The sequence below is a fragment of the Pseudomonas sp. RT6P73 genome (assembly GCF_054897715.1).
Window position 1 is genome coordinate 2,827,741 of sequence record NZ_JBUBUV010000002.1, and the last position, 16,061, is coordinate 2,843,801.

A 16,061-nucleotide genomic window follows, 5' to 3' on the forward strand; every position below is an offset into this window, starting at 1 on the left:
GTTTGACTTCCCGATGGTGTACGCATCCGCTCGTAGCAGCTGTCGAGCAGCGCGAGGCTGCGTTCGGCGACGAAGTCGTCGTGAAATCAGGCGACGCGGCGTTTCAGGAGATCCGCGTGCGCAGGTTTACGACGACTGCGTCGCCGAACGCAGCCTCGCGGGCTCGACAGCTGCTACAACAGCCGCGCTATTTGTTTTCGCTCACCTGAAGCGCTCCGTCCCAGCCCCCGCCCAGCGCCGCAATCAGCTGCACACTGGCGATCAACCGGCTCTGCAACAGGCTCAACACGCTGCGTTCGTTATTCAATGCGGTGGCCTGGACCACCACCACGCCAAGGTAAGCAATCACCCCGGCCTTGTATTGGTTTTGCGTCAGGCGAAGGGATTCACGCGCCGCGTCCAGTGCTTCCTGGCGCACACCGGCTTCGTCTTCCAGCACCTTGAGCTGTACCAGATAGTTTTCCACCTCGCGGAACCCATCGAGCACGGTCTGGCGGTACTTGGCGACGGTTTCGTCGTAGGCCGCTTCGCTGCGATCGACCTCGGCAGAACGCTGGCCGCCATCAAACAGGGTCATGGCCAGTTGTGGCCCCACCGACCAGAAGCGGTTCGGCACGCTGATCCAGTTGGCATAGGTGCTGCTGCTGTAACCACCGTTCAGGCTCAGGGTCAGGTCCGGGTAGTAAGCGGCCTTGGCCACGCCGATGTTGGCGTTGGCCGCCATCACCGAACGTTCAGCAGACGCAATGTCCGGGCGGCGCTCGAGCAGCTGCGAAGGCAGGCTCAGCGGTATTTCGGGCAATGCCGGGATGTTCTTGGATTCAGCCAGGCTGAACTCGGCTGGCGGCAGACCGATCAATACGGCGATGGCATTCTCGAACTGGGCGCGTTGCCAGATCAGGTCGACCATGTCCGCCTGGGTGCTTTTGAGCTGGGTCTGCGCCTGGGCCACCGCATCCTTGCCCGAGACACCGGCGCGGTATTGGTTTTCGGTCATTTTCAGCGAGCGCTGATAGGCCTCGACAGTCGCTTCCAGCAAGCGTTTCTGTTCATCGATCACCCGCAGTTGCAGGTAGTTCTGTACCAGTTCCGATTGCTGGCTGAGGCGCATCGCTGCCAGATCGGCAAAGCTGGCCTCGGCGTTGGCGGTATCGGCTTCAAGGCCGCGACGCAACTTGCCCCAGATGTCCGCTTCCCAACTGACACCGGCCTGCGCGGTGTAGGTGTCGCGAATACCGCTGGAGGAACTGGTAAGGCTCGAACTGCTGCTGCCCGTGCCTTGGCTGGAGCGGTTTTTTCCGACGGTCAGGTCCACCGTCGGAAAAAACGCGCCCCGGGCGCTGCGCACCAAGGCCTGAGCCTGACGATACTGGGCTTCGGACTGGGCGACGGTCTGGTTGGAGCTGTTGAGTTTTTCGATCAGGCCATTGAGCTGCTGATCGCCATACAACTCCCACCAGGCGCCGCGGGCCAGGGCATCACTCGGGCTGGCCTGACGCCAGCCGGCCGCTTCCTTGTATTGCATCGGCGCAGCGGCTTGCGGGCGCTGGTAGTCCGGGCCGACAGCGCAGGCGCTGAGCATCGCCACGCACAGCGCCAGGCTCAGCAAACGCGAGCCCCGGGCCGCCGCCAACGGCGTGGCCAGATTGATAAGCGAACGGTCAGTCATAGCGGAGTTTCCAGAGCAGCATCGGTACGCACTCCACGCCATTTGTTGAAGCGATGGCGCAGTTTATCGAGATAGAGGTAAACCACCGGGGTGGTGTAAAGGGTCAGCACCTGGCTGAAGATCAGCCCGCCGATGATGGTCAGGCCCAACGGCTGACGCATTTCCGCACCTTCGGCGCGGCTCAGCAGCAGCGGCAAGGCACCGAGGATGGCCGCCAGGGTGGTCATCAGAATCGGTCGCAGGCGTTGCAGGCAGGCGCTGCGAATCGACTCCAGCGGCTCCAGGCCCTGATGGCGCTCCAGTTGCAGCGCCAAGTCGATCATCAGAATGGCGTTTTTCTTCACCACGCCGATCAGCAGGAACAACCCGAGCAACGAAATCAGGCTGAACTCACCGCCCAACGCATAGATCGACAGCAGCGCGCCGACCCCGGCCGACGGCAACGTCGACAAAATGGTCAGCGGATGGATGTAGCTTTCATACAACACACCCAACACCAGGTACACCGCCACCAGCGCGCCGAGAATCATCCACGGCTGGCTCTTCTGGGTGGCAGCGAATGCGTCGGCAGTGCCGGCCATTTTCGCAATCACGCTTTCCGGCAGGCCGACCTTGGCGATGGCCCGCTCGATCGCCGCCGTGCCCTGCTCCACCGTCACCCCGTCGGCCATGTCGAAAGACAGGCTTTCCGAGGCGAACTGGCCTTCATGGCTGACCCGGTCGTCTTCCAGGCTGTTTTCGTAGTGGGCAATGGTCGACAGCGGAATCCGTGCGCCGTCAGCGGTAATTACCTGAACCTGCTTGAGCGTGATCGGGTCCTGGGCGTATTTCGGATTGACCTCCATCACCACCTGGTACTGGTTGAGGCTGTCGTAAATCGTCGAAATCTGCCGCTGGCTGTAGGCGTTGTTCAACACCGAGGTGACCATGTCCATATCGACACCCAGGCGCTTGGCTTGATCGCGGTCGACGATCAGGGTCACCTGTTGCGCGCCCCGACCTTCACGAGCATCGATCGCCGTCAGCTCCGGCAACGCTTTCAGAGCGGTGACGACTTTCGGGTACCACTCGCGCAAATCACCCAGGTCGCCGCTTTGCAGGATGTAGGAATACTGCGACGTGGTCTGTTCGCGACCGCCACCGAATTGCAGGTCCTGATCGGCCATCAGCATCAGTTGAGCGCCAGGGACTTTGGGCATTTCCTTGCGCAGCCGTTCGATGACTTTCTGCGCGGAAATATTGCGTTCCTTGATCGGCTTCAACCGCACCAGCATGAACGCGTTATTGGTGCCGTTGGTGCCGCCGATGAAACCGGCGACGCTTTGCACCGCATCGTCCTTGAGCACGGCACGGCGGAAGATTTCCATTTTCGGCTGCATGACGCTGAACGACAGCCCGTCGTCGCCACGCACGAAACCGATCAGCTGGCCGGTGTCCTGCTGTGGCATAAAGGTTTTAGGAACAACGACATACAATGCAATGTTAACGCCAACCGTCACGAACAGACTGAGCAAGGTCAAACGGCGGTGACGCAACACCCAATCGAGGCTGGTCGCGTATTTGCCGACCATCCACTCGTTGGCCCGCTGACTCCAGCGCTGCAAACGGTTTTCCTGCCCCGGTGTGTGCGGCTTGAGCCAGCGGGCGCAGAGCATCGGCGTCAGCGTCAGCGAAACCACCAGCGAGACCACGATGGACGCCGCCAACGTGATGGAAAACTCGCGAAACAGGCTTTCGACAATCCCACCCATAAACAGGATCGACAGGAACACCGCCACCAGCGAGACGTTCATCGACAGCAACGTGAAGCCGACTTCCTGAGCCCCGAGGTAGGCGGCCTTCATCGGCGGCACGCCTTTGTCGATGTGCCGGGAAATGTTCTCCAGCACCACGATGGCGTCGTCCACCACTAGCCCGGTAGCCAGAATCAACGCCATCAACGACAGGTTGTTCAGGGAGAAGCCGTAGAGGTACATCACCGCAAACGTGCCGACCAGCGACACCGGCACCGCCAGGGTCGGAATCAGCGAGGCGCGGAAGTTACCGAGAAACAGGAACACCACCAGAATCACCAGTGCCACGGCGATCAGCAGGGTCATTTCCGCTTCGTGCAGCGTCGCCTTGATCACCGGCGAACGGTCCATCGCCAGGTTCAGCTTGACGCTGGCCGGTAGCACAGCCTGTAACGCCGGCAGCTGCGCCTTGATTTCGTTGACCGTCTCGATGATGTTGGCGCCGGCCTGGCGGTTGATCACCAGCAGCACCGCCGCGTCATTGTTGAAGAAACCGCTGTTGTAGCGGTCCTCTACCCCGTCGCTGACCTTGGCCACATCCTTCAGGCGCAGCGCCGCGCCGTCCGCGTAGTGAATGATCAGCGACTCGTAATCCTTGGCTTTTTCCAGTTGATCGTTGGCCTGCACCTGCCACAACCGCTGGCCGTCTTCGACCGAGCCTTTCGGCCGGCGCACGTTGGCGTTGGCAATGGTGTTGCGCACATCGTCCAGGGCCACGCCGTACTGGTTGAGCGCCTGGGGTTCAAGCTCGATGCGCACCGCCGGCAAGGAGCTGCCGCCAATCTGCACTTCGCCCACGCCCTGCACCTGGGACAGGCTCTGGGACAGAATCGTCGAGGCCAAATCATAGAGCTGGCCTTTTTCCAGTACGTCGGAGGTCAGCGACAGCACCATGATCGGCGCCTGGGACGGGTTGACCTTCTTGTAGGTCGGCATGCTGCGCATCCCGCTCGGCAGCAAGTTGCGCGAGGCGTTGATCGCCGCTTGCACTTCCCGCGCCGCGCCGTTGATGTCGCGGTCCAGGTCGAACTGCAAAATCACCCGGGTCGAGCCCTGGCTGGAGCGGCTGCTCATGGTGTTGACGCCAGCGATGGCGCCGAAGGAGCGCTCCAGCGGCGTGGCGACGGTCGAGGCCATCACTTCAGGGCTGGCGCCGGGCAGGCTGGCCTGCACCACGATCACCGGGAAGTCCATCTGCGGCAACGGCGCCACCGGCAACAGGCCGAAGCTCACGCCGCCGAGCAGCATGATCGCCAGACTGAGCAACATGGTCGCGACCGGGCGCTTGATGAAAGGTCCGGACAGGTTCATGGCTGCTCGACCGCTTCCGCGGCTTCAGACTTGCGGCCCCAGCGCCGACCGAGACGGTCGAAATACAGATAGATCACTGGCGTGGTGAACAGTGTCAGCACCTGACTCACCAGCAAACCGCCGACCATCACCAGGCCCAACGGCTGGCGCAATTCAGCGCCGGAACCGGTCGCCAGCATCAGCGGCACCGCACCAAACAAGGCAGCCAGCGTGGTCATCAGAATCGGTCGGAAACGCAGCAACGCCGCTTGATAGATTGCTGTTTCCGGGTCCATGCCCTGATTGCGTTCAGCGTCGAGGGCGAAGTCGATCATCATGATCGCGTTCTTTTTCACGATGCCGATCAGCAAAATGATGCCAATGATGGCGATCATTCCCAGGTCATTACCGCTCAACAGCAGCGCCAGCAAGGCACCGACCGCTGCCGAGGGCAAGGTCGAGAGGATGGTGATTGGATGGATGTAACTCTCGTAGAGCACGCCAAGCACGATGTACATGGTCACCACCGCCGCCAGAATCAGCAGCAAGGTGCTCGACAACGAGGCCTGGAACGCCTCCGCCGCGCCCTGGAACTGAGTCTGCACGCCAATCGGCATACCGATGTCTTTCTGCACCTGATCGATGATTTCCACTGCATGCCCCAGCGCCACGCCGGGGGCCAGGTTGAAGGACATCATCACCGCCGGGAACTGGCCGATGTGGGTGATCGCCAGTTGCGCCTGGCGTTCCTCGATGTGCGCCAGGCTGGACAGTCGCACTTGCCCGCCGTCGGTGGTCTTTACGTGAATCTGGTTCAACGCATCGGGGCCGATCTTCTCGCCGGACTGCGATTGCAGCACCACGCGGTACTGGCTGGCCTGGGTGTAAATGGTTGAAATCTGCCGCTGGCCGAAGGCGTCGTACAACGCATCGGTGATGTTCGACACCGACACACCGACCCGCGACGCAGCATCGCGGTCGATCACCAGATAGACCTGCAAACCTTTGTCCTGCAGGTCGCTGGCGACGTCGGTCAACTCCGGCCGTTGCGCCAGGGCTTCCACCAGACGCCCGCTCCACAGGCTGAGCAATTCGGAATCCGGCGACGACATGCTGAACTGGTATTGCGTGCGGCTGACCCGGTCTTCGATGGTCAGATCCTGCACCGGCTGCATGAACAGGCGAATGCCGACCAGCTTGTCCAGTTCCGGTTGCAGGCGCGCAATCACCTCGGTGGCGCTCAGGTCACGGTTACTGTGGGACTTGAGGTTGATCAGCAGACGACCGCTGTTCAGCGTCGAGTTGTCGCCGTCGACGCCGATGTAGGACGACAGGCTTTCCACCGCCGGATCGGCCAGGATCACCTTGGCCAGTTCTTGCTGACGCTCGCTCATCGCCGCAAAGGAAATCGACTGCGGTGCTTCGGAAATGCCCTGGATAACGCCCGTGTCCTGTACCGGGAAGAAGCCCTTGGGCACGACCATGTAAAGGACCACCGTCAGCGCCAACGTGCCGATAGCCACCAGCAACGTCAGCGGTTGATGCTTGAGAACCCACTTTAACTTGCGCCCGTAAGCCGCGATCATCCAATCAATTGTTGCGCCGCTGGCCCGATAGAAACGGCCCTGCTCTTCTTCCTTGGGCTCACGCTTGAGCAACCGTGCGCACATCATCGGTGTCAGGGTCAGGGACACGACCAGGGAAATCAGGATCGCCACCGCAAGGGTGATGGCGAATTCGCGGAACAGGCGCCCCACCACGTCCGCCATGAACAGCAGCGGAATCAGTACCGCAATCAGCGACAGGGTCAGGGAAATCAGCGTGAAGCCGATCTGCTTGGCGCCCTTGAGCGCGGCATTAAGGGGACTGTCCCCTTCTTCGATAAACCGGGAAATGTTCTCCAGCATCACGATCGCATCGTCCACCACGAAACCGGTGGCGATGGTCAGGGCCATCAAGGTCAGGTTATTGACCGAGAAACCGGCAAGGTACATCACGCCGAAGGTGCCGATCAGCGACAGCGGCACGGCCACAGACGGAATGATCGTGGCGCTGGCCCTACGCAGGAACAGGAACGTCACCATGACCACCAGGGCAATGGCGATCAGCAATTCGTGTTGCACGTCGGTGACCGAGGCGCGGATGGTCTGGGTGCGGTCGGTGAGGACCGTGACGTCGAGGCCGGCCGGCAGGTTGTCGGTGATGCTTGGCAACAAGGCCTTGATCCGGTCGACCACTTCGATGACGTTGGCACCGGGCTGACGCTGGATGTTCAGCAGTACCGCCTGGTTTTCATTGGCCCACGCTGCCAGCCGCTCGTTCTCGGCGCCGTCGACAATCTCGGCCACGTCCTTGAGGCGCAACGGCGCGCCGTTGGCGTAGGCCAGGATCAGGTTGGCGTAATCCTTGGGCGAGGTCAGTTGATCGTTTGCATCGAGCATCGACACCCGGGTCGGACCGTCGAAGTTGCCCTTTGGCTGGTTTACGTTCGACGCGCCAATCAAGGTGCGCACGTCCGACAGGTTCAAACCATTGGCCGCCAGGGCTTCAGGATTGACCTTGATCCGCACCGCCTGACGCTGGCCGCCAGCAATGCTAACCATACCGACGCCGCTGATCTGGGCGATTTTCTGCGCCATGCGCGTGTCGACCAGGTCATTGAGCTTGGGCAACAGCATGGTCTTGGAAGTGATGGCCAGGGTCAGCACCGGGGTGTCCGCCGGGTTGACCTTGTTGTACACCGGCGGCGCCGGCAGGTCCTTGGGCAGCAGATTGGTCGCGGCGTTGATCGCGGCCTGCACCTGCTGCTCGGCGACGTCCATGTTGATGTCGAGGCTGAACCGCAGGGTCAGCACCGAAGCGCCGCCGGAGCTGGTCGACGCCATCTGGGTCAGGCCGGGCATCTGCCCGAACTGACGCTCCAGCGGCGCAGTCACGGCGCTGGTCATGACATCCGGGCTGGCGCCGGGATACAGCGTCATGACGCGGATGGTCGGGTAATCCACCTGAGGCAATGCCGACACCGGCAGCAGCCGATAGGCGATCACGCCGGCCAGGATAATGGCCAGCATGCTCAGCGTGGTGGCGACCGGGCGGAGGATGAACAGCCGCGAGATGTTCATGCGCCGCCCTTTTTCGCCTTGTCGGCGGCGGCCGGCTCAGTCGAGCTGGCCGCCGATTTACCTTGCAGGTGGCCGGTCGGGGTGGTCGGTACGTCCTTGGTGTCATTGACCACTTCCACTTCGCTGCCTTCCTTCAGGCGGTCGGTGCCTTCAAGGACAACGCGATCTCCGGGGGCCAGGCCTTCGGTAATCACGGTGTTTTCGCCGTCACTGGCGCCGACTTTCAGCTGGCGGATCGCGACTTTCTTGTCGCCGTCCAAGGCATAGACGAAGGTGCCGTTGGTGCCGAACTGAATCGCTGCGGAAGGTGCGAGCACCACATCCTTGAGGGTGTCGGCCAGCAAGTGGACGTTGACGAACTGATTGGGGAACAACGCCTGATCACGATTCTCGTAGCGCGCCTTGAATTTCAGGGTGCCGGTGGTCACGTCAATCTGGTTGTCCAGGCTCTGCAACACGCCGGTGGCTTGCAACTTGGTGTCGCCACGGTCCCAGGCTTCGGCGGGCAGTTTGGCGCCGGTGCGATAGCGGGCCAGCACCAGGTCGAGGCTGTTTTCCGGCAAGGTGAAAGCGACGCTGATCGGCTGGGTCTGGGTAATGATCGCCAACGCCGTGGTGTCGTTGGCCGCCACCAGGTTGCCGACGTCCAGCTGCCGCAGGCCCACACGCCCGGCAATCGGGGCGCGGATCTTGGTGAATTCGAGATTGAGCTTGGCGTCGTTGACCGCCGCCTGATTGGTCTTGACCGTGCCCTGGTACTGACCGACCAGTGCTTCGGCGGTGTCCAGGGTTTGCTTGGCGATACTGTCTTCCTTGAACAGGCCGCGATAACGCTCGACGTCGACCTGAGCGTTTTTCAGCTGTGCCTGGTTCTGCAGCAAGGTGCCTTCGGCCTGAAGCAAGGCGTTCTGGTAAGGGCGCGGGTCGATTTCAGCCAGCAGGTCGCCAGCCTTGACCATCTGCCCTTCTTCGAAAGAGATCTTCATCAGTTCGCCGCCAACGCGGCTGCGCACATTAATGGTGTTCAGCGCGGTCACCGTGCCCAACGCCTTGTAGTACAGCGGGAAATCCCCCTTGACCGCCGGCGCCACGCGCACCGGGATCGGCCCGGTCGCACCGCCGAAACCTGGACGCATCCCCCCTGACTTGCCGGTATGGCCGGCCACGGCTTTGGGCGCAGCACCGTCCTTATGGGCAGTGCCGGCGGGCCAGAATTTCCAGCACAGGCCAGCGATGACCAACAGGACAAGCAGGCCGAACAGCCAGCGACGAGGATTACGGGAAGCGGAGGATTGCATGGAATGATCAACCATTGGGCGCGTGAGCTTCTTTCTACAGGAGGCTGAACGATAAGCACTGGTGGGTATTAAGCAAAGCGCCTTTACCGGCAATTTACCTTCGGCTTACGTAACAGGAGATTTATCTAAGACACTGAAGCACAAATGAAAACGGCCTGGACAGAGGGGGCGTTCTCAGTTAATTGCCCCGTCGCGCCGGGTCTGCTGTTGTGCAGGGCAAGGCGCGAGAAGCGTGGTTTGGTCATTCCAAATAAGCTTCGAGCAACGCAGCCCTGCACAACAGCAGGCCCGGCCCTTAGGGTTGTGCCTTAAAGCGGGCCAGCCTGCGTTGCAGGCCTTGGAAAGGGAACAACCATTCCCAGCGGCCTGCGCCTTGCCTGGCCCGCTTTAAGGCGACAACGCGGCGGGGAAATTAACTGAGAACGCCCCCTCAGGCCGTTAACAATTGTAATGCTTTACTTATTTCAGAACGGCAAGTGCCGCTTCGTAGTTCGGTTCTTCTGCGATTTCCTTGACCAGTTCGCTGTGCAGAACGTTGTCGTTTTCGTCCAGCACCACGACCGCACGGGCAGTCAGGCCTTTGAGTGGACCGTCAGCGATGGCGACGCCGTAGTTCTCGATGAACTCGGCACCGCGCAGGGTCGACAGGTTCTGTACGTTGTCCAGGCCTTCAGCGCCGCAGAAGCGTGCTTGAGCGAACGGCAGGTCAGCGGAGATGCACAGCACGACAGTGTTGGCGATGTCGTTGGCCTGGGCGTTGAACTTGCGTACCGAAGTGGCGCAGGTCGGGGTGTCGACGCTTGGGAAGATGTTCAGCACTTTGCGCTTGCCGGCGAAGTTCGCCAGGGTCACGTCGGACAGATTGCCGGCAACCAGGGAAAAGGCTGGCGCCTTGGAACCGGCTTGTGGCAGTTGGCCGTTGACTTGAACCGGGGAGCCTTTAAGAGTGACTTGAGCCATGAACGGAGTCCTTCTGACGTTGTTGTGGAGAATTTTGAAGAGGCCGAAGTTAACCACGAAATGGTCCGACGACCTATGCCCGGATACAAATTGTGATGTCTCGTCGCACACATTGGATACAAACCAAATCCGGTGTAGGAGCGAGGCTTGCCCGCGAAGAACGGTAACGCGGTCAGCTTGTTGCAACGAGGCGCTCCCTTCGCGGGCAAGCCTCGCTCCTACGGGTCGGGTTCAGGCCAGCAATCGCAGCATATTGCGGTGCCGCGCCTAGATGATCCGGCGCATATACGCATTCACCAGCAGCGCCTCTGTTAATGCACCACCGATCACCGAATTCGTCACACAGTCGAAATACAGCGTACCGCCCTCTCCCGCCCCCACCCGGCATTCATGACGAAAGGCAGCCATCGCCACTACATTTCACCCATCGCCTGTCGATTCGGGCCATGGTTATTCGACTAGACAGTGAATCACCCACAATCCAGCGGAGACAAGACCATGCGATTCATGATCATTGTAAAAGCCAGCCAGGAATCCGAGGCCGGCGTGATGCCCAGCGAAGAACTGATGGCTGCGATGGGCAATTACAACGAGGAACTGATCAAGGCCGGCATCCTCATCGACTGCGACGGCCTGCACCCCAGCAGCAAAGGCGCCCGGGTGCGTTTCTCCGGTGAGAAACGCACAGTCATCGACGGCCCGTTCGCCGAAACCAAGGAGCTGATCGCCGGTTTCTGGCTGTGGGAAGTGAAGTCGAAAGAGGAAGCGATCGAATGGGTCAAACGCTGTCCCAATCCGATGCCGGGCAACGACGCGGAGATCGAGATCCGCCCGATTTACAGCGCGGAAGATTTTGCGGAGCTATTGACTCCGGAAATGCGGGAGCAGGAAGAGCGACTTCGCGAGCAGATGAAAAATCGCTGAACATTTTAGGCACGTAACCGTCCAGAACCACCTCATTATCGTTCTTCGCGGGCAAGCCTCGCACCTACAGAAGTGAAGCATGTCCGCGATAGCTTTTCTTCCGCAAATACCCCAAACCTCTGATTCGTATTAACTTTCTAGTACACAAAAAAAACATCTAAAACTTGTACAAAAGTCCAAGGATCCCCCTTCCGACTGGCGAACCCGACGTTAGCTGCTAACTTCAACAGACGCGTCCTACAGGCTTGATAGGAAAGGGCTTACGCAGTAACGGCCGTCAAGTGCCGAGTCGTCCAATGAGCCACGAAGGAACGGGGGAGTCATGTCGATAAGAACAGGAACACACGCCGTGTTGATGGCGGCATGGTTTGCGCCTGTCGTTTGTGCCCTGGCGGACAACGCCGATACGGCCAACAAAAGTAACAACCCGCTGAACCTGGCACCCGGTGCCAACCTTCAGGACTACTACACGCCCAAGCTTTACGGCAGCGGTGCCCACACCAACGATCTCTTGATGCGCGGCACGCTGCCGATTGCCCCCGGTGACTTCATTGGTGTGCCGCAATTGCTGCGCGCCACCGTGCCGATCAGCACGCGCCCCGACCCGCATGGCGGCTACAGCACCGGCGAAGGTGATCTGAACGTCTTCGATATTTTCTTGCTCAAGACCGAGGGTGTGCAGTTGGGCATCGGCCCGCAAATCACTGCACCCACCGCCGATCAGGACGAACTGGGCACCGGCAAATGGCAGGCTGGCCTGGCCGCCATCGCGATTGATGCATCGCCACGGGGTTTGCTCGGCGCACTGGTGCAGTATCAAAGTTCCTTCGCCGGCGACCATGACCGTGCCCACGTCGAAACCGCGACGCTGCAGCCCTTCATCATGCATAACCTGGACAAGGGCTGGTACCTGCGCTCGACCGGTACCTGGACCTTCGACCTGAAGAACGACACCCATTACATCCCACTCGGATTGGGTGGCGGCAAGGTCTGGAAATCCGGGTCCAATATCCTCAACGCTTTTATCGAACCGCAGTGGACCGTGGAGCGCAAAGGCGATGGCCTGCCGCAGTTCACGCTGTTCGCCGGGATCAACGTCACGTTCGGCAAATAAGGAACTCCGTATGCACAGTGCAATTCGCATAGCCGGCTACAGCCTGATGACCATGTTCGTCAGTTGCGGCGTTGGCGCACAGGACGTTGAGACGCGGATCGGCAAGATTGCGATGGAAGGCGAGCTGCCGGCCCATGATTCGATCCCCAAGCTCTATGCCGAACTGGATTTCCAACAAGCGACCCAGAGTTATCTGTGGGCCTTGCCATTGGTGTCCTACGCCCAGTGGCAGGAAGAGTTTCGTGACAAGCTCGGCGCCCACAGCGGCGACCTGATGGTGCTCAACAGTTACGAAGACAAGTTGGGCGTGATCACTGCCAATGCGACCACACCGTACATCCTCGGCTTCGTCGACCTGAATGAAACCGGTCCGCTGGTGATCGAACTGCCGCCCGGCCCCACTGCGGGCGGCGTGGGTGATTTCTGGCAGCGCGCAATTATCGACATGGGCCAGACCGGCCCCGACAAGGGCAAGGGTGGCAAATACCTGGTCCTGCCACCCGGCGCCGAGCCTCCGGCCGATGCGGGCAAGTACTACCTGGCCAAATCGGAAACCATGAACGTGCTGGTGGGTTTTCGTGTACTGGATCCGGACCCGGCCAAAGGCAAGGCGTTGGTCGAGCAGTTCAAGATGTACCCGTACGACCAACGCACCACGCCTGCCAAAACCAGACTGCTCTCCCCCGGCGGCAAAGCCTGGTCCGGTACCCAGCCGCGTGGCCTGGCCTATTGGGAGCGCTTGCACCAGATCATCCAGAAAGAGCCGGTCAACGAACGTGATCGGTTCTACATGGCCATGCTCGCCAGCCTCGGTATCGAGAAGGACAAACCCTTCAACCCCAACGACAACCAGCGCAAGGCTCTGGAGCAAGGCGCACAAGTCGGCGAGCTGATCGCCAAGGCCAACACCTTTGCCAAACGTTTCCCGGACGCCCAGTACTGGAAGGACCGGCAATGGGACACGGTACTGAACATCGCCGAGCCGTCCCAGCGCGTCGCTTACTACGACCAGTTATGGGAACGCAGTGCCTGGTTCTACGAAGCGGTCACCAACACCAAAGGCATGGTGTCCAAAACCCCGGGCCTGGGCCAGACCTACCTCGGTGCCTATACCGACGCCAAGGGCAACTGGCTCGACGGCGGCAAAAACTATCGCCTGCACGTCGGCGCCAATCCGCCGGCCAAGCAGTTCTGGTCGATGACCGTTTACGACATCGATAGCCGTTGCCTGATCGACAACCCTCAGCGCAAGGCCGATCTGTCGTCCCGTCAGGACCTGAAGAAGAACGCCGACGGCTCGGTGGACTTGTACTTCGGCCCGACCGCGCCCGCAGGCTTCGAGAACAACTGGGTGCAAACCGTACCGGGCAAGCACTGGTTCAGTTATTTCCGCTTGTACGCGCCCACCGAAGCCTATTTCGACAAAAGCTGGAAACTCGACGACATCACGGCCGTGGAATGACGCCCAGGGTTCAATAAGGAAGTTCTATGAATAATCGCTTGTTGCTCACCGTTCTCGCCCTCACCCTGAGCACCAGCGCCTGGGCCGACTTCACCGCCACACCCGAGGAAGCCCGAGGCATTGCCAAGGAGGCCTACCTGTACGGCTTCCCCGTGGTGGAAATGTACAAAACCCTCTATACCCAGGCCGTGGACAAAAAGAGCGCGAACTTCAAGGCGCCGTTCAACCGGATCGGCAACACCGCGAAGGCTTTCACGGCCAAGGACACCGCGTTCGTCACGCCGAACGCCGACACGCCTTACTCGTTCGTCTGGATGGACCTGCGCGCCGAACCGGTGGTGCTGACCTTGCCGCCCATCGATGAGCACCGTTACTACTCCGTGCAATTGATCGACGCCTACACGCAGAATTTTGCGTACCTGGGCACCCGCAGCACGGGCAACAACGGCGGGCATTTCATGGTCGCAGGCCCCAACTGGCAGGGGCAGCAACCCGTAAAAATGGATCGCCTGTTGCGCAGTGAAACCAACATCGCCTACGCCCTGTATCGCACGCAGCTATTCGATGAAAAGGACCTGGCGAAGGTCAAGAAAATCCAGAAAGGCTACAAGGTCGAGACGCTGAGCCACTACGTCAAACAGAAGGCCCCGCCAAAGGCGCCGAAGATCGCCTGGCCGAAACCCACACCGACCATGAGCGATACCCCTGACCTGTTTCGCTACCTGAATTTCATGCTGGCCTTCGCCCCGGCCCAAGACGCGGAAAAGGACCTGCTCGCGCGCTTCAAGACCATCGGCATCGAAGCCGGCAAGCCTTTCAAGCTGCACGACTTCACGCCTGAACAGCGCCAGGCCCTGGAAGACGGTATCAGCGATGCCAAGGCCGAATTTGCCCAGTTCAAAAAAGACAAAGTCGATACTCACCAGATCACCAGCGGCGACTTCTTCGGCACCCGCGATCACCTGAAGGGCAATTACCTCTACCGCTACGCTGGCGCCAACATGGGGATTTTCGGCAACTCGGCCGAAGAGGCGAATTACATCGGCTATTTCGTCGACAAGGACGGTCAGCCGGTCGACGCCTCGAAACACGATTACACCCTGCACTTCGCCAAAGGCGCCCTGCCCCCGGCCGATGCGTTCTGGTCGCTGACGATGTACGACGGCAAGAACAAGCTGCTGGTGGCCAACCCGCTGAATCGCTACCTGATCAACTCGCGGATGCTGCCCGATCTCAAGCTCGACGCCGACGGTGGCCTGACCCTTTACGTCCAGAACAAGGCACCGGCCAAGGACTTGCAAAGCAACTGGCTGCCAGCACCGGACGGCCCGTTCTATGGAGTCTTGCGCCTCTACCTGCCAAAACCGGAAGTCACCAGCGGCCAGTGGAAAATGCCGCTGCTGACCCCCGTTAACTCACAAAAACAGTAAGCGGAGTCAGTCATGGTCAGGTCTTTTGCAGTGCGTCCATTACTGGCCCTGTGCGTGATCGGTGCAAGCCCCTTGGGCTTCGCGGCCGAGGGTGGTGTCGGGCGCCCTATCACCGGGCAACAGGTGTTTTCCAACGCCGGGATCGTGCCGCCGGCACCGGGCTGGGTCATGTCCCTTACCAGCATCTGGTATGACGGCGATCTCAAGGGCAGCAAGGGTGTGCCGATTGTTGGTGAGGTCGGTGCCGACCTCGACATGAAAGTCTCCTACACCATGGCCAACTTCACCCATGTATGGGACACCGGCAAGGGGCGCTGGAACTATGCCTCGGCAATCGGCGTGCCGGTGCAATACACCGACATCGACATCTCGATTACGGGGCCGCGTGGGCGGACGCTGGGCACTGGCGATTCCGGCACGCAGTTCGCCGACATGCTGATCACCCCGATCGCCGCCGGTTATCACTTCGACGAGGTCAACCATATCTCGTTTTCCCTGCCGATCTACGTGCCGACCGGCGCCTACAACGTTGATCGCCTGGCCAACCCCGGGCAGAACACGTACACCTTCATGCCCACCGTGGCGTTCACCCACCTGGACGGCAAGGGCGGCGAATTCACCCTGTCGGGCGGCCTGGAGTTCTACACCGAGAACGACGCCACGGATTATCGCAACGGCAACATTTTCACCCTCGATGCGATGTGGACGCATGGCTTCGGCAATGGCTGGAGCGCCGGTCTGGTCGGCGGCTATGTCCAGCAGATCACCGACGACAAAGGCCAGACGGCTGACTCGCTCAATGGCTTTCGCGGGCGCTCCGTGGGCGCAGGCCCGGTAATCGGCTGGGCCGGCAAGTTCAACGATGCCCAGGCCAGCGTCAGCGCGCGTTGGGTGCCCGAGTTCGACACCAAGAACCGCCCCGAAGGCAACGGTGTATCCATCAACCTGACGTTGGCGTTTTTCTAGGAGTGACGGTTTAGCCAGGTACCAGAAATTTTG

General features: G+C 60.6%; 10 protein-coding genes and 1 pseudogene. 5 read left to right on the top strand and 6 right to left on the bottom strand.

Annotation, left to right across the window (positions count from 1 at the left end; all coding sequences use genetic code 11):
* Positions 1-187 precede the first annotated feature (187 nt).
* From ACYZT6_RS13480 to ACYZT6_RS13505, 6 genes and pseudogenes are all read right to left on the bottom strand, one after another.
* The gene (locus ACYZT6_RS13480) at positions 188-1,669 is read right to left on the bottom strand and encodes an efflux transporter outer membrane subunit (RefSeq protein ID WP_462027318.1); all 1,482 of its coding nucleotides are present in this window, start codon (positions 1,667-1,669) and stop codon (positions 188-190) included.
* Positions 1,666-4,773, bottom strand: coding sequence for an efflux RND transporter permease subunit (locus ACYZT6_RS13485; RefSeq protein ID WP_462027319.1), 3,108 nt, complete (start codon positions 4,771-4,773; stop codon positions 1,666-1,668). Before ACYZT6_RS13485 ends, ACYZT6_RS13480 begins: the two co-directional genes overlap by 4 nt.
* Complete coding sequence (locus tag ACYZT6_RS13490) at positions 4,770-7,874, bottom strand: MdtB/MuxB family multidrug efflux RND transporter permease subunit (protein ID WP_462027320.1); 3,105 nt, start codon at positions 7,872-7,874, stop codon at positions 4,770-4,772. The genes ACYZT6_RS13485 and ACYZT6_RS13490 overlap by 4 nt, the downstream gene beginning before the upstream one ends.
* A complete protein-coding gene (locus tag ACYZT6_RS13495; protein ID WP_462027321.1) occupies positions 7,871-9,187 on the bottom strand; it encodes an MdtA/MuxA family multidrug efflux RND transporter periplasmic adaptor subunit in 1,317 nt (438 codons plus the stop codon). The genes ACYZT6_RS13490 and ACYZT6_RS13495 overlap by 4 nt, the downstream gene beginning before the upstream one ends.
* A gap of 444 nt (positions 9,188-9,631) precedes the next feature.
* Positions 9,632-10,132, bottom strand: a complete 501-nt coding sequence (gene tpx, locus ACYZT6_RS13500; protein ID WP_438659180.1) for a thiol peroxidase — start codon at positions 10,130-10,132, stop codon at positions 9,632-9,634.
* A gap of 267 nt (positions 10,133-10,399) precedes the next feature.
* Positions 10,400-10,540 (bottom strand): annotated as a pseudogene (locus ACYZT6_RS13505) (polyketide cyclase); the annotation flags it as partial.
* Between the two features lie 90 nt (positions 10,541-10,630).
* On the opposite strand from ACYZT6_RS13505, the gene ACYZT6_RS13510 reads away from it, so the two are divergent.
* The 5 genes from ACYZT6_RS13510 (at position 10,631) to ACYZT6_RS13530 (ending at position 16,028) form a co-directional block, all read left to right on the top strand.
* Positions 10,631-11,056, top strand: coding sequence for a YciI family protein (locus ACYZT6_RS13510; protein ID WP_462027322.1), 426 nt, complete (start codon positions 10,631-10,633; stop codon positions 11,054-11,056).
* Between the two features lie 355 nt (positions 11,057-11,411).
* A complete protein-coding gene (locus tag ACYZT6_RS13515) occupies positions 11,412-12,170 on the top strand; it encodes a hypothetical protein (protein WP_462029949.1) in 759 nt (252 codons plus the stop codon).
* 10 nt (positions 12,171-12,180) lie between these two features.
* Complete coding sequence (locus ACYZT6_RS13520) at positions 12,181-13,632, top strand: DUF1254 domain-containing protein (protein ID WP_462027323.1); 1,452 nt, start codon at positions 12,181-12,183, stop codon at positions 13,630-13,632.
* 26 nt (positions 13,633-13,658) lie between these two features.
* On the top strand, positions 13,659-15,062 hold the full coding sequence (locus ACYZT6_RS13525) for a DUF1254 domain-containing protein (protein WP_462027324.1): 1,404 nt from the start codon (positions 13,659-13,661) through the stop codon (positions 15,060-15,062).
* Positions 15,063-15,074: 12 nt separating this feature from the next.
* Entirely contained in the window at positions 15,075-16,028 is a 954-nt protein-coding gene (locus ACYZT6_RS13530) for a SphA family protein (protein WP_462027325.1), read from the top strand.
* The last annotated feature ends 33 nt before the right edge of the window (positions 16,029-16,061 follow it).